Source organism: Caulobacter sp. CCUG 60055, assembly GCF_022750545.1.
Classification (GTDB): domain Bacteria; phylum Pseudomonadota; class Alphaproteobacteria; order Caulobacterales; family Caulobacteraceae; genus PUIC01.
In genome coordinates this window covers 1-17,058 of record NZ_PUIC01000013.1, presented here as the reverse complement: position 1 = coordinate 17,058, position 17,058 = coordinate 1, and the positions used below count along the sequence as shown (strand labels likewise).

General features: G+C 69.4%; 17 protein-coding genes. 8 read left to right on the top strand and 9 right to left on the bottom strand.

Going from position 1 to position 17,058, the window contains the following annotated elements; all coding sequences use genetic code 11:
• Positions 1-28: 28 nt before the first annotated feature.
• Positions 29-1,984, top strand: a complete 1,956-nt coding sequence (rpoD, locus tag C5708_RS16050; RefSeq protein WP_242922682.1) for an RNA polymerase sigma factor RpoD — start codon at positions 29-31, stop codon at positions 1,982-1,984.
• A gap of 98 nt (positions 1,985-2,082) precedes the next feature.
• On the opposite strand, the gene C5708_RS16045 is transcribed toward rpoD, so the two are convergent.
• The 3 genes from C5708_RS16045 to C5708_RS16035 all read right to left on the bottom strand — a co-directional run bounded on the left by C5708_RS16045 (position 2,083) and on the right by C5708_RS16035 (position 3,600).
• Positions 2,083-2,313 carry a flagellar basal body rod C-terminal domain-containing protein gene (locus C5708_RS16045; protein WP_242922681.1) on the bottom strand — a complete coding sequence of 77 codons (231 nt, stop codon included), beginning with the start codon at positions 2,311-2,313 and terminating at the stop codon, positions 2,083-2,085.
• A gap of 115 nt (positions 2,314-2,428) precedes the next feature.
• A complete protein-coding gene (locus C5708_RS16040; RefSeq protein ID WP_242922680.1) occupies positions 2,429-2,857 on the bottom strand; it encodes a class I SAM-dependent methyltransferase in 429 nt (142 codons plus the stop codon).
• A gap of 122 nt (positions 2,858-2,979) precedes the next feature.
• The gene (locus C5708_RS16035; RefSeq protein ID WP_242922679.1) at positions 2,980-3,600 is read right to left on the bottom strand and encodes a TIGR02466 family protein; all 621 of its coding nucleotides are present in this window, start codon (positions 3,598-3,600) and stop codon (positions 2,980-2,982) included.
• Between the two features lie 151 nt (positions 3,601-3,751).
• Here C5708_RS16035 and C5708_RS16030 point away from each other — a divergent pair, with 151 nt between their 5' ends.
• From C5708_RS16030 to C5708_RS16020, 3 genes are all read left to right on the top strand, one after another.
• Complete coding sequence (locus C5708_RS16030; RefSeq protein ID WP_242922678.1) at positions 3,752-4,408, top strand: DUF998 domain-containing protein; 657 nt, start codon at positions 3,752-3,754, stop codon at positions 4,406-4,408.
• Between the two features lie 88 nt (positions 4,409-4,496).
• Positions 4,497-6,158 (top strand): choline dehydrogenase, encoded by a 1,662-nt coding sequence (locus tag C5708_RS16025; protein WP_242922677.1) that lies wholly within the window; start codon positions 4,497-4,499, stop codon positions 6,156-6,158.
• A gap of 79 nt (positions 6,159-6,237) precedes the next feature.
• Complete coding sequence (locus C5708_RS16020; protein ID WP_242922676.1) at positions 6,238-7,182, top strand: aldo/keto reductase; 945 nt, start codon at positions 6,238-6,240, stop codon at positions 7,180-7,182.
• Between the two features lie 11 nt (positions 7,183-7,193).
• Here C5708_RS16020 and C5708_RS16015 read toward each other — a convergent pair whose 3' ends face one another.
• The gene (locus tag C5708_RS16015; protein ID WP_242922674.1) at positions 7,194-7,742 is read right to left on the bottom strand and encodes a PAS domain-containing protein; all 549 of its coding nucleotides are present in this window, start codon (positions 7,740-7,742) and stop codon (positions 7,194-7,196) included.
• 171 nt (positions 7,743-7,913) lie between these two features.
• Between C5708_RS16015 and C5708_RS16010 the strand changes: the two genes are divergently transcribed.
• Positions 7,914-8,696, top strand: coding sequence for a hypothetical protein (locus C5708_RS16010; protein ID WP_242922673.1), 783 nt, complete (start codon positions 7,914-7,916; stop codon positions 8,694-8,696).
• Between the two features lie 83 nt (positions 8,697-8,779).
• Here the strand turns inward: C5708_RS16010 and C5708_RS16005 are convergent, their stop codons facing one another.
• Positions 8,780-11,677, bottom strand: a complete 2,898-nt coding sequence (locus C5708_RS16005; RefSeq protein ID WP_242922672.1) for a M16 family metallopeptidase — start codon at positions 11,675-11,677, stop codon at positions 8,780-8,782.
• A gap of 130 nt (positions 11,678-11,807) precedes the next feature.
• On the opposite strand from C5708_RS16005, the gene C5708_RS16000 reads away from it, so the two are divergent.
• On the top strand, positions 11,808-12,206 hold the full coding sequence (locus C5708_RS16000; protein WP_242922671.1) for an NUDIX domain-containing protein: 399 nt from the start codon (positions 11,808-11,810) through the stop codon (positions 12,204-12,206).
• Here the strand turns inward: C5708_RS16000 and hfaD are convergent.
• The 3 genes from hfaD to hfaA are packed head-to-tail and all read right to left on the bottom strand — an operon-like array spanning position 12,193 to position 14,807.
• Positions 12,193-13,392 (bottom strand): holdfast anchor protein HfaD, encoded by a 1,200-nt coding sequence (gene hfaD, locus C5708_RS15995; protein ID WP_242922670.1) that lies wholly within the window; start codon positions 13,390-13,392, stop codon positions 12,193-12,195. The two genes, C5708_RS16000 and hfaD, sit on opposite strands and share 14 nt — an antisense overlap.
• On the bottom strand, positions 13,361-14,377 hold the full coding sequence (gene hfaB / locus C5708_RS15990) for a holdfast anchoring protein HfaB (RefSeq protein WP_242922669.1): 1,017 nt from the start codon (positions 14,375-14,377) through the stop codon (positions 13,361-13,363). The genes hfaD and hfaB overlap by 32 nt, the downstream gene beginning before the upstream one ends.
• A 1-nt stretch (position 14,378) precedes the next feature.
• Complete coding sequence (hfaA, locus tag C5708_RS15985) at positions 14,379-14,807, bottom strand: holdfast anchoring protein HfaA (protein ID WP_242922668.1); 429 nt, start codon at positions 14,805-14,807, stop codon at positions 14,379-14,381.
• A gap of 258 nt (positions 14,808-15,065) precedes the next feature.
• Here hfaA and C5708_RS15980 point away from each other — a divergent pair, with 258 nt between their 5' ends.
• Entirely contained in the window at positions 15,066-15,710 is a 645-nt protein-coding gene (locus C5708_RS15980) for a rhomboid family intramembrane serine protease (RefSeq protein ID WP_242922666.1), read from the top strand.
• A gap of 73 nt (positions 15,711-15,783) precedes the next feature.
• Entirely contained in the window at positions 15,784-16,215 is a 432-nt protein-coding gene (locus C5708_RS15975) for a CBS domain-containing protein (protein WP_242922664.1), read from the top strand.
• A gap of 3 nt (positions 16,216-16,218) precedes the next feature.
• Here C5708_RS15975 and C5708_RS15970 read toward each other — a convergent pair whose 3' ends face one another.
• On the bottom strand, positions 16,219-16,665 hold the full coding sequence (locus C5708_RS15970; RefSeq protein WP_242922662.1) for an Rrf2 family transcriptional regulator: 447 nt from the start codon (positions 16,663-16,665) through the stop codon (positions 16,219-16,221).
• Between the last annotated feature and the right edge of the window lie 393 nt (positions 16,666-17,058).

Below are 17,058 nucleotides of genomic sequence, written 5' to 3'. Positions count from 1 at the left end.
GGACGCCGCCGCCGGTTCGGAGAGCTAGATGAGCACGACGACGACTGACGGGACGGAACCGCCGGAAACCACCAGCGACGGCCCGTTGCTCGACCTTACCGACGCCGGCGTCAAGAAATTCATCAAGCAGGCCAAGGCGCGCGGCTACGTCACCATGGACGAGCTGAACAAGGTCCTGCCCTCCGACGAGGTGACGTCCGAGGCGATCGAGGACACCCTCGCCATGTTGAGCGAGATGGGCGTCAACGTCGTCGAGGCCGAAGAGGACGCCGAGGGCTCCGAGGGCGGCGAAGTGGCCGTCCGCGAGGATTCGGCCGTGGCCGAGAGCCCGAAGGAAGCCGCCTACGACCGCACCGACGATCCGGTGCGGATGTATCTGCGCGAGATGGGCTCGGTCGAGCTTTTGTCGCGCGAGGGCGAGATCGCCATCGCCAAGCGCATCGAGGCCGGCCGCGACACGATGATTCGCGGCCTGTGCGAAAGCGCCCTGACCTTCGAGGCGATCATGGTCTGGCGCGACGAGCTGGGCTCGGGCCGCATCCTGCTGCGCGAGGTCATCGACCTTGAACAGACCTATGGCGGCGCCAACGCCGCGGCGATGCCCACGGGCGAGGAAGCCGAGCCGGACGAGCCCGTCGACGACGAGGCCGGCGGCGAGGCCAAGGCCGAAGGCGAGGGCGGCGAAGGCGAGGGCGACGACGACTTCGACGACGGCGCCGGCCCGACGGTCAGCGCCATGGAGGCCGAGCTGCGCGACGGCGTGATGGCCACGCTCGACGCCATCGCCGGCGAGTTCGAAGCCTTCCGCAAGCTGCAGGACAAGCTGGTCAATCATCGCCTGAAGGGCGCGGACCTGCCCGAGGCCGACCGCAAGGCCTACGAGGCGCTGTCCAACACCATCATCCAGCACCTGAAGACGCTGAAGCTGAACAACAACCGCATCGAGGCGCTGGTCGAACAGCTCTATGCGATCAACAAGCGTTTGATGGGCCTGGAAGGCCGCCTGCTGCGGCTGGCCGACAGCTACGGCATCAGCCGCGCCGAATTCCTGCGCGCCTATTTCGGCGCCGAACTCGACCCGACCTGGACCGACAAGGTCAAGGAGCTGGGCGTGCGGTGGACCAAGTTCGCCGAAAACGACAACGGCCAGATCGGCGACATCCGCCAGGAGATCGCGGCGCTGGCCACCGAGACCGGCGTGCCGATCGACGACTATCGCCGCATCGTCCAGACCGTGCAGAAGGGCGAGCGCGAGGCCCGCCAGGCCAAGAAGGAGATGGTCGAGGCCAACCTGCGCCTGGTCATCTCGATCGCCAAGAAATACACCAATCGCGGCCTGCAGTTCCTGGACCTGATCCAGGAAGGCAACATCGGCCTGATGAAGGCCGTCGACAAGTTCGAGTACCGCCGCGGCTACAAGTTCTCGACCTACGCCACCTGGTGGATCCGCCAGGCGATCACCCGCTCGATCGCCGACCAGGCGCGCACCATCCGCATCCCGGTGCACATGATCGAGACGATCAACAAGATCGTCCGCACCAGCCGGCAGATGCTGCATGAGATCGGCCGCGAGCCGACCCCCGAAGAGCTGGCCGAAAAGCTGGCCATGCCGCTGGAGAAGGTGCGCAAGGTCCTGAAGATCGCCAAGGAGCCGATCAGCCTCGAGACCCCGATCGGCGACGAAGAGGATTCGCACCTCGGCGACTTCATCGAGGACAAGAACGCCGTCCTGCCGATCGACGCCGCCATCCAGTCGAACCTGCGCGAGACCACCACCCGCGTGCTCGCCTCGCTGACGCCGCGCGAGGAGCGCGTGCTGCGCATGCGCTTCGGCATCGGCATGAACACCGACCACACCCTGGAGGAAGTCGGCCAGCAGTTCAGCGTCACCCGCGAACGCATCCGCCAGATCGAGGCCAAGGCCCTGCGCAAGCTCAAGCACCCGTCGCGGTCGCGCAAGCTGCGCAGCTTCCTCGACAGCTAGAAGGCCGCGCCCCGCGTGGGGCCCGGACAAGCATCAGGAATGACGAGAGGGGCGGTCCGTCGGGCCGCCCCTTTTCGTTTCGGGCCGCCTTGACGGCGTCAGGCCTTGATGTCGAGCAGGGTTCCCAGCATCTCGTCGGCGGTCTTCAGCACCTTGGCCGAGGCCTTGAACTCGGTCTTGGCCTGGATCTGGGCGACCGTCTCCTGGACGAGGTCGACGTCCTTGCCCAGCGGCGTGCCCCATTGGGCGACCCGTTGGGCGCTGACGTCCAGCTTGTTGACGGCGCTCATCATGCCGCTTGCCGCGGTGGCGATGGGTGTGGCCAGCATGGGGCTCTCCTATGCGGGAGAGCGTAGGTCGGTCAGGCTTAAGGGCGCGCTTCGAAACGTAGTGAACGGCGAAATCTATGCTGAAGCCGCCCGGCTCGGCCCGGCTTGAACCAGGTCAGTCCCTGGAGACCACGACCAGATCCTGGCCGCCGGCGTAGCTCGCCTCGGGCCGCCAATGGCCGGCGTGCATGCCGCGAAGGGTGAGGCCGGCCTCGGCGATCATCGTCTTCAGCTTGTCGCGGTCTATGGCGACGCCGTTCTCCGGCCAGCGCGCGTCCAGAACCTTCACGCCGTCGAGAGCGTGGGGGAACTTCAGCACCGTCTTGCTTTCGCCCATCCATCGCTCGACGTCCTCGTCGAGCAGGAAGGCGGTGATGACCGCCCGGCCCCCCGGCGCCAGGACGCGACGGGTCTCTTCCAGATAGCGCCGCATCGCGCCCGGCATCAGGTGGGTGTAGACGGAGGTGGCGAAGGCCAGGGTGATCGACCGGTCCTCACAGGGGAACCGGGCCTCCGTGGACCGGCGCGCGAGACGCCGGGGCACCGCGACCTATCCGTTCGAGCGGGTTCAGGAAAGGGAGTCTCAGGCGTATTCGTGGCGCGCGCCGCGCATGCCTCAGGAATGGAGGGGCGGCGAACGCGTCGCTGCTTACAGAGTAATCGCCGCTATCGCCAGCTATAGTTGAAACTGACGCTCACCCGGTCGGCGCGGGCGGCGTTGGCCGGCACCTCGTGGCGCAGCCAGCTCTCCCACATCAGCACCGTCCCCGGCTGCGGCTGCAGATAGACGAAGCTGCGCGCCGTCTCGGGCGCGTCCGCCCGGCGCGGCGGGGCGGCCATCATCAGCGGCAGCCGCGGGTCTTCGAGCTTCAGCGCGCTGGCCCCGGGCGGCACGACGACATAGACCGTGCCCGACAGCACGCTGTGGGGGTGGATGTGGCCGCTGTGGCTGGCGCCGGGCTTGAGCAGGTTGACCCACAGGCTGTCGAGCCGCAGGCGGCCGGCGCCCAGATCGAGGCCGAGGGCCTCGGCGTAGGCCGCCGCATGCCGGTCGAGCTTGCGCTTGAGGTCGGCGAAGGCGCTGGCCCGCGACGGCAGGTCGTCCAGCGAGGCGTAGGAGGTGTAGCCGCCATAGCCGTTGGCCTTGCACCAGGCGCGGCCGGCGCGGTCCTCGGCCGCCAGCATGCGGCAGGCCTCTTCGAGCTCGGCGTTGAACGCCTCGAAACCCCGGTCGGCGGCGAGGCTGGCCTCATAGATCTCGGTGACGAACAGCGGGCGCAAGGTCATGGGTCCGACTAGCCGGCTTGGGCCGACGCTGTCAAAGGCGGCGCGAAAAGGACGGGCCTCGTCGCGGCTCCCGATCACGGCGGCTTGATCGCGGCCGGCTTTGCGGCGAAATTCCGCCGACGCGGCCCTGAGCCGCCGAGGTGTTGGGACGATGCAGGCGAGACGCCTATTCCTGTGGGCCGGGGTGGCGGCGCCGCTGCTGTGCTACGGGGCCTTCCTGGCCGCGTCCCTGGCCTATCCCGAGATGCGCCACGCCAAGCAGTATGTCAGCGAGCTGGGCGGGCCGCAGGCGGCGCATCCGTTCATCTTCAACCTCGGCGTCGGCCTGGGCGGGGCGGCCGGCGTATTGGCCGGACGAGGGTTCTTCCTGGCCCTGCGCGCCCTCGGCGGCGGCCTGTTCCCCGCCGGCCTGACCGCGATCCTGGCCGCCGTCGGCGGCGGGGCGATCATCGTCTCGGGCCTATTCCCCTGGCCGGACCCCCGGCACCAATGGGTCAACCTGGGCCTGGCCATCCAGTTCGCGCCCCTGGCGGTGGTCTGGGGCCTGTCGAAGCGCCGCGACTTCCTCGGGCTCAAGCTGTTCCTGGTCGGCAGCTTCGTTCTGATGGGCGTGATCGGCGCGATCACCCGCCACGTCGTTCTTCCCGACCTGTGCGACTGGGACAATGTCGGCTGGTGGGAGCGGTCCTACGCCTTCGTGCTGATGGCCTGGATCGGCGTGGCGGCCTGGGCGTTCGACCGCAGGCTGGCGCGCGGGGAGCCGGACGGCGGCTCCGCCGCCGAACCCGCAGCCCTTCCCGCCGAATAGGGCGGCGGAACGCTCTTGCCGAGCCGCCCCGGCCGCGCCAGTCTCTCCCGTAAACAACGATAACCTAGCGGGAGCGGCGTTCGGGACCATGGCTTTGGATCGCTACGACTACATCATCATCGGCGCCGGCTCGGCCGGCTGCGTGCTGGCCAACCGCCTGAGCGAAGACCCGGGAACGAAGGTCCTGCTGCTGGAAGCCGGCGGCAGGGACAACTCGATCCTGGTGCGCATGCCCGCCGGCGTCGGCGAACTGATCAAGGCCAAGGGCGACTACAATTGGGGCTTCTGGACCGAGGCCGAGCCCAATCTCGACGGCCGCAAGCTGTGGTGGCCGCGCGGCAAGGGCTGGGGCGGCTCGTCGTCGATCAACGGCATGATCTACATTCGCGGCCATGCGCGGGACTACGACCAGTGGCGGCAGACGGGCCTGACCGGCTGGGGCTACGCCGACGTGCTGCCCTATTTCAAGCGCTCGGAAAGCCTGGAAGGCGGCGGCGACGCCTGGCACGGCGGCGACGGGCCTCTGCACGTCTCCAAGGCCTCGTCGCCGCACGCGATCTATTCGGGCTTCATCAAGGCCGGGGCCGAGGCCGGCCACCTGACCACCAAGGACTTCAACGGCTACCAGCAGGAGGGTTTCGGCCCCTATCAACTGACCATCCGCGACGGCAAGCGTTGGAGCGCGGCCGCCGCCTATCTGCATCCGATCCTCGGCAAGCGGCCGAACCTGACCTGCGAGATCGGCGCCCGCACCACCCGCATCCTGCTGGAGAAGGGCCGGGCGGTCGGGGTCGAGTTCATGCAGAACGGCGAGACCCGCAAGGCCTACGCCGACGCCGAGGTGCTGCTGGCCTCGGGCGCGGTGCAGTCGCCGCAGATCCTGCAACTGTCGGGGATCGGCGACGCCGACGCCCTGAAGAAGGCCGGCGTCGCGCCGCAGCACGACCTCAAGGGCGTCGGCAAGAACCTTCAGGACCACCTGGACGTAGTGCTGTCGTGGGAGACGCCGAACCTCAAGACCGCCTATTCCAACTCCAAGGGGATCAACAAGCTGATCACCGGCCTGAACTACATGCTGTTCGGCCAGGGCTTCGGGCGGCAGAACTTCCTGGAGGCGGGCGCCTTCCTCAAGTCGCGGCAGGACCTCGACCGCCCCGACCTGCAGCTGCACTGCGTGCTGGCCATCATGCAGGACCACGGCAAGGTCACGGTCGAGAAGGACGGCTTCTCGGTCCACGTCTGCCAGCTTCGCCCCGAAAGCCGCGGCGAGATCGGTCTGCGCTCGGCCGACCCGTTCGACGATCCGACCATCTTCGCCAACTACCTGGCGACCGAGGAGGACCGCCGCGCCCTGCGCGAGGGGGTCAAGATGATGCGGGAGGTGGCCGACCAGGCCGCGCTCAAGTCGATCCGCGGGCCGGAATACGCACCGGGGCCTTCCGTGCGGAGCGACGCCGAGATCGACGCCTGGATCCGCGCCAAGGCCGAGACCATCTATCACCCGGTCGGCACGTGCCGCATGGGCGCGGCCGGCGACCCCCTGGCCGTGGTCGACGGCGCCCTGAAGGTCCAGGGCCTGGAGGGGTTGCGCGTCGTCGACGCCTCGGTCATGCCCACCCTGGTCGGCGGCAACACCAACGCCCCGACGATGATGATCGCCGAAAAGGCCTCCGACATGATCCGGGGCAAGGCGGCCCTGCCCGCCGACGACGCGCCGGTGTTCGAGGGCGCGCCGGCCCGGGCGGCCTGAACGCTCAGGGGCGGCGGCTCGAACCGGGCCGCCGCCGCGCCTATATGCGGGGCCGAGGGGCTTCGACGAGGGACTGGTCATGGAAAAGCGCAAGCTGGGCGGCTCGGGCCTGGAGATCGCGCCGCTGATGTTCGGCGGCAACGTGTTCGGCTGGACGGCGGACGAGGCGACCTCTTTCGCCTTGCTCGACGCCTTTGTCGGCGAGGGCTTCAACGCGATCGACACCGCCGACGTCTATTCGCGCTGGATTCCCGGCCATGTCGGCGGCGAATCCGAGGCGGTGATCGGCAAGTGGCTGGCGGCGCGCGGCGGTCGCGACCGCGTGGTGATCGCCACCAAGGTCGGCATGGACATGGGCGAGGGCGGCAAGGGTCTGTCGCGCGCCCACATCGTCAAGTCGGCCGAGGCGTCGCTGAAGCGGCTGCGGACGGACCATATCGACCTTTACCAGTCGCATGAGGACGACGCCGGCACGCCCCTGGATGAGACGCTGGAGGCCTATGACCGCCTGATCCAGGACGGCAAGGTGCGGGCCGTCGGAGCGTCGAACTACGACGCCGCGCGGCTCAGGGAGGCGCTGGCGGTCAGCGCCGGCCGCGGCCTGCCGCGCTACGAGACCCTGCAGCCGCACTACAATCTCTATGATCGCGCCGGTTTCGAAGACGGCCTGGCCGACGCCTGCCGCGAAGCAGGTATCGGCGTCATTCCCTATTTCGGTCTGGCCCGGGGGTTCCTGACCGGCAAGTACCGGTCCGAGGCGGACCTGTCGAAGAGCCCAAGGGGCGGCGGGGTGAAACGCTACCTCGACGCGCGGGGTTTCGCCATTCTCGCGGCGTTGGACAAGGTGTCGGCCGAGCTTGGGGCGACGCCGGCCCAGGTCGCCCTGGCCTGGCTGATGACCCGGGTGACGGCTCCGATCGCCAGCGCCACCAGCGTCGAGCAGTTCAAGGAGATCGCCGGCGCGGCGCGGCTGGTTCTCGGCGCCGAGGCCCGCGGCGTTCTGGACGAAGCCAGCGCGGCCTGATCGATCCCACTCTAGGCGGTCAGCCGGCCGTCCAGCGCCGCTAGGCGCAGATAGGGGCGGACGGCGGCCTCGGAGCCGTTGGTGGCGATGGTGCGGACCGTCAGGCGCTCGACCGGCCGGGCGGCCATCCGCGTCAGGCTGGAGGTCGGCTGCAGCAGGCCGAGGAAGCGGCTGGCCTCGCCCGCAGGCGAGGCGGCCAGGGGAGCCAGGGCCATCTCGAACCGCGCCTGGCCGGCGGCGCTGGACGCCTCGCAGCTTATGACGATGGGCTCGGCGGTGCGGCGCGTGGCCTCCATGGCCATCTGCAAGGTCGAGCGGTCCTGCCTCGTCCACAGCGACAGGAAATCCCGCTGGCGCAGGTCGCTGCGATGCAGGTCGGCGATGAGCCCGCCCACGAGCCGGAAAGAATAGGCGCCGGGAGTCGTGCGGCCGAGGATGAAGATCTGCGGCAGAAGATCGACGAAATCGCCGGGGTCGATCGAACTCCGCGGCGGAATCCGAGCCTCGCCTTTCCGGCTTTGCCAATAGTCTATCAACCGTTCCGTATTTAAATGGAACATCGAAAGCCTGCTTTCGGACCCTTCCGCGGCCTTTTCGACCGCATGCGGTTTGCAAGGAAGGACCGGGCCAGGCTGGAGCGTCCCAGGATGGGACGGGCGAGCGAAGAAGCGCGACGGGGATTCCGGCGCGATTCTTGCTTGTTTCGCGGCGTATTGTAGGGGGGCCGTCCTATGTTGGCGCGTCTGAACATCATCCTGGCCGCGGTGGTCGGCTTTGTGACGCTGACCGCGGCCGGCGCCGCGGTAGCGTGCTGCGCGCCGCCGCAGCCGCCGTGCAACTGCTCGCCGCCTCCGCCGCCGCCGTGCTGCGGCGGGCCGGTCATCAACGTGCCGAACATCAACGTCTATGTGGCGCCGCCCATAGCGATCAGCGTCAACGCCAGCGCCAGCGCGTCGGCGACGTCCTCGGCCTCGGCCGCCAGCAACTCGGCGGTCTATTTCATGGGCGGCGGCGGCGGGCGGTTCTACGCCGGCCCCGGCGCGCCGGGGATCATCCAGAACCTTTCGGTGCTCGGCGGCGGCGGCGGCCGCTCGTCCTACGAGGCGACCCGCACCAAGACCGAGCGCCTGACCCTGCGCGCCGTCTGCATGGACGACAAGGTCGTGCCGCACCCCGCTTCCCAGGTCACCCCCGACCGCGAGATCGCCGACGCCTATGACGGCGAGATCTATCGCTGCATCGCCGGCACGCGGATGCAGTACGTGCTGGGCGACAAGACCTACGACTGTCAGAAGGGCGACGCCCTCTACCACGCGCCCGGCGGCCGCCTGGAATGCCGCAAGCAGAAGCCGGCCCGCGACTGCAACGAGCGCAGCCTGCTGCGCCGTTACGGCGCCGGCGAGAAGATCCTGACCGTGGTGCGCACCGAGACCTACACCGCCTATCGCGAGGAGACGACCCAGACGGCGTCGTCCATGAGCCTCGACGGCGGCGTCGGCGGGGTGGTCTACTGATCGCGGCCGCTCGTCGGACCTGAAAACGAAAACCCCTCCCCGGCGACCGGGGAGGGGTTTTTTGTCGATGCCTGCGCCAGGGCCTATTGGCCGGCGGCGGGCTTGACCTCCAGCTTCCAGGCCTTGTCGTCGCGCAGATAGGTCTGGGCCGCCTTCTGCACGTCGGCGGCGCTCACCCGCTCCAGGGCCGGCACGGCGCTGCGCAGGGCGTCGAGGCGACGGCCGTCGGTCTGGGCCCCGGCCAGTCCGTTCAGCCAGTACTCGTTGGTCTGCATGCGCTTTTCGACCGAGTCGATGGCCGGCGCCTTGGCGCGCTTCAGCTCGTCGTCGGTGACGGGCTTGGCGCGCAGGTCGGCGGCGATCCTGGCGGTCTCGGTGAAGAAGGCGTCGAGGGTGGCCGGCGGCGTCTCCATGCTGGCGGCGATGAAGCCGTAGCGCGGATAGATCGACGACGACGAGGCGCTCACCGACGGCGAATAGGTGGCCCCCAGCTTGATCCGCAGGGCGTCGGTCAGGCGCAGCTGCAGCACGTCGCCGAGGATGCGCAGGGTGCGCGCCCTCTGCATGTCGCTGAAGAAGTCTTCGGTCGGCCAGGCCATGAAGCCCATGGTCTGGTCGGCGCGGCCCTTGTGGGTCAGCACCGACGGGGCGGCGCTCGCGGCCGGGAACGCCACGGTCGCGCCGGCGGCGGGCGGCGCGGCGTCAGGCCGCGCGGGCAGGGCGCCGAACGTCGAGGCGACGGCGTCGATGGCCTTTTCGACCGTGGTGTCGCCCACCACCAGCACCTCGATGGGACCGGCGAGCTGGGGTTGCAGCAGCGCCTTGAGGTCCTCGGGCTTGCTGGCGGTGATCTCCTGCCGGGACGGGAAGGCCCAACGCTTGTCGCCCGAACGGATCAGGGCGGGCAGTTCGCGGCCCATCACCCCGGCGGCGGTGGCGTCCTGCTGGTCGTGCAGGGTCTCGCCATAGGTGCGGGTTCGCTGGAACGCCTCTGGGCGCCAGCCGGGGTGTACGGCGTAGGCGGCCAGCAGCTGCAGCTCGGTCTGCAGGTCGTCGGGCCGCGTGCCGCCGCTCATGGCGACGGCGTCGTCCTCCAGCGCGAACCGCGCGCCGACGATCTTGGAGCGGAGCACCGCGTCGAGCTCCTCGGCCGACAGCTGGTCGAGGCCGCCCTCGGGGAAGGCCGACCCGGCGGCCCAGGCGGCGGTGACCCGGTCCTTGGGCATGCCCAGGCGGCCGTCGCCGATCCGCGCCGTGACCAGGATCTGCTGCTCGCGGAACTTGGTCGGCTTGACGGTCAGGCGCACGCCGTTGGCGAAGCGCACGAACACGGCGTCGAGGTCCGAGACCTCCTTGCGCTCAACGACCTTGCCGGGAACCCCGAAGGTCTCATAGGGCCAGGTCTTGGCCACCTGGGCCTCGCCGGCGGTCAGCTTGGCGTTCTGGGCGGCCGCGAACACGTCGGCCAGGGCCTTGTCGCCGCCGTCGATCGCTGTCGGCGCGGCCATGAACACCAACGGTCCCTGGCCCTGGAAGGCGCCCTTCAGCGCCTTGGAGACCTCGGCGGCGGTCAGGCCTTTGACCTGCTGTTCGAACAGGGCGAGGTCCTGGGCCGGATTGGTTTGGACCTCGCGGTCGGCCAGGGTGCCGACGATCTCGTTGGCCAGGGCCGGGGTGCGGCGCGTGGCCTGGCCGTCGGCCGCCGCCTTGAGCTTGGCGCGCAGCTCGTCGATCTCGCGGTCCAGCTCGTCCTGGCGCACGCCGAACTCGACGACGCGGCGCTGTTCCTGCTCGGCGGCGGTCAGCGCCTCCTTCCAGCGGTCGTTCTGGGCCGAGACGGCCAGGGCCGTCACCCGGGCCGAGTGGAAGAGGTTGCTGCGGAAGGCGCCGGCGCCGATGAACGGCGGCTCGCCGCTGCGGGCGATCCGCTCCAGCCGCCGATTGAGGACGGCCATGCCCAGGCTCTCGACCAGGTCGCGGCGACGCTTGGCCTGGCTGTCGGGGGTCAGGTCCGGCGGCGCGATCCAGGCGACCTGGACGCTGGTCGGCGCGCCCGGCTCGACGAACACCTTGGCCTCGGTCCCACGCTTGGCGACCACGCCGAGGTCGGGTTCGGGTCCGGCGGGGCCGGCGGGCTTCCAGTCGCCGAACTTGGCCTTGATCTTGGCTTCCAGGGCGTCGACGTCGAAGTCGCCGACGGCGATCAGCACCGCCCGGTCCGGACGGTAGTAGCGGCTGTAGAAATCGCGGATCAGCGAGACGGGAGCGTTCTTGAGGACGTCGACCTTGCCGATCGGCATGCGGCGGGGCGCGAGCTGGCCCTTCAGGAAAAAGTCCATGCGGGCCATGAACACCCGCAGGGGCGGGGTGTCGCGGGCGCGTTCCTCGGACAGCACGACGCCGCGCTCGCCGTTCATGGCGTCCTGCGACAGGGTCAGCTGGTCGGCGGCCTCGCGCAGCAGCATCAGGGTGGTGTCGACCGTCTCGTCGTCGGCCTTGGGCAGGTCGAGCTTGTAGATGGTCTCGTCCCAGGAGGTCGAGGCGTTGGTGTCGGCGCCGAAGGCCAGGCCGTGCCGCTCGAGAATCTTGACCATTTCGTCGGCCGGCACGTGGGCTGAGCCCTTGAAGGCCATGTGCTCCAGGAAGTGCGCCAGGCCCTGCTGCTCGTCGCGCTCCATCAGCGAGCCGGCGTCGAAGCGCAGGCGCATGGACGCCTGGCCGGTCGGCGTGGCGTTCTTCATGATCGCGTAGCGCATGCCGTTGGCCAGCACGCCGAAGCGGATGGCGGGGTCGGCCGCCACGTCCGAGGCCGCCTGCGGCCAGGCGCTCCTGCCGGCGTCGGCCTGGGCCGGCGCGGCGGCGGCCGGGGCGGCCGCCTTGTCCTTGCCGAAATGGGGCAGGCGCACGGCGGCGTCGGCGCCGCCGGCGACGAGCGAGAGGCTGACGCTGGCCAGCAGCGCCAGGCGGAAGGTGTGGTTCATGAAGGGGAGAGCCTTGGGCATGGGATCGAAGGCGGAAGATCGCCATGCGAACATGACCACGGCAAGACCGAATTTTGCGTCGTTGTCGCGAAGGCGGCGCGACCTGGGCGAATCCGGACAGGATGCGAGCATGCCCGCTTCGATCCGCATCGCCGCGGTCGCCCTGATCCGGGGCGGCGACATCCTGCTCGTCCGCAAGCGCGGCTCGCGCCGGTTCATGCTGCCCGGCGGCAAGTATGCGCCGGGCGAATCGGCGCGCGACTGCGCCGTGCGCGAGGTGGAGGAAGAGATCGGCGTGCGCCTGGCGCCGGCCGACCTGGACGAACTTGGCGAGTTCTCGGCGCCCGCCGCCAACGAGCCCGGCCGTCAGGTGAGCGGCCGGATCTTCGTGACCGCCTTTGCGGGGGAGGCGCGCGCCCGGGCCGAGATCGAGGACGTCGTCTGGCGGCCCGTCGGCGGGGACGGCCCGGACCTGGCGCCGCTGCTGCGGCTGGCGGTCCTGCCGGCCCTGCGCCTCAGGGGTGGCTGACGTAGAAGGTGGCGGTGTTGCCGATGGCGGTGGACACCCCGGCCACCGACCGGTTGGAGCCGTTGATGGTCAAGGTGCTGCTGGCGCCGATGTCGGCGCTGTTGATCTGGTTGTTGTTGGCCTTGACCGTGCCCGAGCAGGTCGAGCAGGCGTAGGCCGTGACCGAGTTGCCGACGGCGGTGGCCGAGCTGGACGCGTCGTAGCCGGTGTTGCCGGTGTAGTTCGACACCACGTCGACGCCGCCGCCCGAATTGTTCTGGGTGTTGTCGATCGAGGTCGAGGTCCCGAGATTGCCGGCCGTCACCGAATTGCCGACGCCATAGGCGTTGGCCGAGCCGAGGCCGAACAGGAACGACGAGACGTCCGCCTGCGAGCGCAGATAGCTCTGATTGTCCTGGTTGACGGCGACGGTCAGCGGGCCGGTGTCGTTGCTGATGGCGACGTTGTTGGCCGCCGCGGTGGTCTGGCCGCTCACCGTCTGGCTGTTGCCGCCGGTGATGAAGTGCGAGGCCTGGGTGCGCACCCCGGTCATGCTCTGGGTGATGTTGAGGTTCTGGGTCGAACCGCTCTGGCCGGTGGCGTTGACGTTGTTGGAGATGGCCGAGGCGGTGAAGCTGGCCGTCCCGGGCGTCCAGCTGTACACCGCGCCGCCGTCGGCCTGGGTCAGGGCCTGGCTGGTCTGCCGGATGGCGACGTCGGCCGAACCGCCGACCACGGCGATCGACTGCGAGTTGGCGACGGCCTGGGTGGCGTTGTTGATGCCGCCCATCTGGGCGTTGGGGCCCTCGAACTGGTTGGTGGCGGTCACGGTGGTCGGGCCGGCGTTCTGGCTGAACGTCCCGGTCAGCGCCCCGCCGCCATAGGAAGCGGCGGTGCCGGCGTTGCCCGAGGCCGAGGTGACCATGGTCACCTGCGAGCCGGTCCAGCCGCCGGCGTTGAGCAGGGTCGAGGCGTCGACCGCGCCGCTCAGCGACTGGGTCGAGCGCACGTCGACCGAGCCGCTCTGGACGGCGCCCGACAGGCTGTTGCCGGTGGCGGTGGTGACGGCCGACGTCGTCCCCGACACGTCGACGACGTTCAGGGTCTGGGTGGCGAACACGTCGCCGAGCTGCACCTGGTTGTTCAGGACGCTGCTCGGCGGCGAGACGGTCTGGCTAGTAGCGACCGCGCAGAGCGGCGGAGACATTGGAATCGCGATTAGCGTTCCAGCGAGAAGGATCTTCGCGAGTCTGCGCATTGTTGGTCGCCACATTGTTGTAGGCCGGGGTGAACGCGCCGGTCAGTCCGGTGGTGCGGGCGCCCGCGCCAAGGGGATCGGTCTGCAGGCAGCTTTGCGGGCCCGGCATGCCGTAGAGGTTGGCCATCATCTCGACGACCGCCCGCTCGATCAGGGAGCGCACGGCCAGCTGCACCGGTTCGAGCGCGCCCGATCCGGCCGACAGGTCGAAGACGTTGCCGTTGAGGATGTCGAAGAAGCCGGCGCTGACCTCGCGGGCGACGATCTGCTTCTGGTAGGAGATGACGTCGACCACCTCCAGCGAACGGGTGTCGACCAGGCGCAGGTCCATGGCGATGTTCATCACGAACACCCGCGCGCCGAGGTTGCCCTTCGGGTCCTTGGCCTTGACCGCGCCGACATAGGCGGTGGCGCCGGCCGAGTGGATGTTGAAGTTCAGCTCGGTGATGCCGCCGACCAGATAGAAGTCGGAGCCGGGCACCTGGCCGGCCATGATCTTGCGGTAATCGACCGGGCCGCCGGGCGGCGGCGGGTCGCCGTCGGCGATCAGCTTGTTGTTGGCGTACTTCAGCTCCAGTTCCGACACGCTGGTGTCGAACCGCTCGACCAGCCGCGCGCCGGCCTTGCCGAAGGCGGTCATGGCCATCAGCGAGGCGCCTTGCGTCACCTTGCGGCCGGAGCCGTCGGATTCTTCCTTGCCGGTGTAGTCGGCGATGCGGCCCACCGCGACCCGCGGCGAGTTCATGTTGTACTTGCGGGCGTAGTCGCCCAGGCAGACCAGGGCCGGCGAATAGGGCGTCGGATTGGTGGTGACCGGGGCGTTGCCGATCGGGCTGGCGTAGTTGCCGCCAGGCCCGGCCACGGTGCCGCAGGAGGCCAGGGCGATCGAGCCGGCCGCGATCAGGACCGCCGTCGCGGCCCGGCGCATGTTCATCTTATTTGCCATTGGACCCCACGCCCCCGGAGACGTTCGTCCCGGCGCTGACGTTGCCGTTGTTGGTCTGCGTCGAGTTGACGATGACGGTGTTGTAGTTGCCCTGGGTGATCACGCTCAGGTTGTTGCCGATCGCGGTGGACGAGCCCAGGCCGCCGACGCCGCTGATGGCGTCCAGGGACCCGCTGCTGGTGCGCGAGAAGTTGCTCTGGTCCGCGCCGGTCAGCATGACCCCGTCGACGATCACCCGGTTGCCGTTGGCGTCGCGAGTGTTGAACTCGACGGCGCGGTTCTCCTGGCCGGCGATGCGGCCGTAGCCGGCGTTATAGGAGGCCGAATTGGTGGTCATGGTCTGGGCGGAGGCCGCGCCGGCCGCCAGGGCGACGACGCCCAGGGCCAGTGGCGCGGCGATCTTGAGCATGTCAGCCATGTCGGCCTTCCCCCACAGCCAGGCCGCAACCGACGTCATGACGGGCGCAGCGAACAGAATTGCAGGGATTGCTTTACGGCCGCAGATATCGCGAATTCGTTAAGCTTGACACGCGAAAGACGAAAAGTCTCGAAATGGGGCGACGGCTGCCGTAACTAGGCCCCCCGTGGATGAGGCGCGGGCGAACCGTCCGCATGCTGCATGACTTTCATGGCGCCGGGCGGCCTAGACCTGCGGATGCAGGATGGAGAAGCGGTATTGGACGACGAGCGTCGACAGCGCGACCAGGCTCCCGCATTCAACGCCCCCTGGCAGGTGCTGGTCGTCGTGGCGGCCATCCTGGCGAGCTACGCCGGACAGGTCCTGGGCGGCGGCGACGCCCTGATCGCCCGCTACGGCCTGGTCCCCGCCGAACTGTCCGAAGGGCGCGTCCTGCCCCTGTTGACCTCGCTCTTCCTGCATGGCGGCTGGATTCACGCCGGGATGAACGCGCTGGGCGCGCTGGCTTTCGGCGCGCCGGTGGCCCGGCTTTTCGGGCCCCGCGCCGTCCAGGCCGGAGCGTTCCTGCTCTTCTATATAGTGTGCGGAGTGCTGTCGGGCCTCGGCTACGCCCTGGCGCACCCGCACGGCCTGGCGCCGCTGATCGGCGCGTCGGGAGCGGTGTCGGGTTTCCTGGGGGCGGCCTCGCGCGTCGCTCCCGGCGCTCGCGGCCTCGCGCCCTTCGCCAGCCGAGGCGTGCTGGCCATGGCCGGGGCATGGCTGGTGATCAATGTCGCCTTCGGCCTGTTCGGCTCGGCCCCGGGGTCGGGCGGAGCGCCGATCGCCTGGGAGGCCCACGTGGCCGGCTACGCCGCCGGCCTGCTGCTGGTCGGCCCGTTCGCCCGGGCGCTGCGCCGGGCCTGACCGCCGTTAGGATTTGATCCGGGACGCGATTTGCGAGACCCTTGTTCGACCAAAGGAGCGAGGGAGTACGCGTATGCTTGTTTCCCAGATTCTGAAGGAGAAGGGCGATCTGGTGTTCACCGCTTCGCCCGCCGAGACGGTGGCCGCCGCCGCCGCCCTCCTGCACACGCGGCGGGTCGGGGCCATGGTGGTGATCGAAGGCGACGACGTGGTTGTCGGCATCCTTTCCGAGCGGGATATCGTCCGGGTGGTCGCCGAACAGGGGGCGGCCGGGCTGAGCCAGCCGATCTCCGCCTGCATGACCCGCGAAGTGCTGTTCGCCAAACCAACCGAGACGGTCGAATCGCTGATGGCGCGCATGACCGACCGTCGCGTGCGCCACCTGCCGGTGGTCCGCGACGGGCGGCTGGTCGGCATCGTGTCGATCGGCGACCTGGTTAAGAACAAGATCGCCGAGACCGAGGCCGAGGCCGAGCACCTCAAGGCCTATATCGCCGCCGGCTGAACCTCAGGCCGGTTCGAGCGGGCCGTCCACTCCGCCGCCCAGGCTGGCGGCGGCGGCCAGGCTGTAGCCTTCCAGCACGTCGGCGGTGGCGTCACGCGCCTGCCTCAGCGCCTCGCGCAGGGCGCAGGTGTCGAGGTCCGGGCAGTCGTCGCACTTGCGGAAGGCGGTCTTGCTGACGCAGGGCGCCAGGGCCAGCGGGCCGTCGATGATGCGGATCACCTCGGCGAAGCTCACCGCGCCGGCGTCGCGCGCCAGGGCGTAGCCGCCGAACTTGCCCCGCCGGCTGACGATGAGGCCGCGCCGGGCCAGCTCCAGCAGAATCGCCTCCAGGAACTTGCGCGGCGCGTCGGCGCGCAGGGCGATCTCGCCGGAGGTGAGCTGGGCGCCTTCGCCTTCGCGCGCTAGTTCCACCAGGGCGCGCAGCGCGTAGCGGGCTTTGTGTGACAGCATGTCCGTTCGATCTCCCTGCATTCCAATAGGGGAGGGGAAGGCGAGGGGGCAAGGGCGCCGCGGTCTGTGGACAGGTCGCGCTCCTGTGGAAAAGCGACGGTTTGATGAAATGAGCGCTTGCGCCGTCCGGAGGGGCCGCCTACAAGCCGCCCCTCGCCGGGGAACGGCGGGCCCGCCGGGCGACGGAGAGCGAAAAACTCTCTTGATTTCGGAAGGGTTCGAGACTAGGTTCCCCAGCCTCAACTGAATCGCTCCGGACTTGTGAGGGAAGCCCCTCGGCGGCCCGTGGGTGGTTTTTGGTCTCTGAAACGGCCCTGCCGACGATGAGAAAAAAGCTCGAAAGAGCCGGTTGACAAAGGGTTTAGCGGCTTTTAAACACGCCGCTCTTCACCG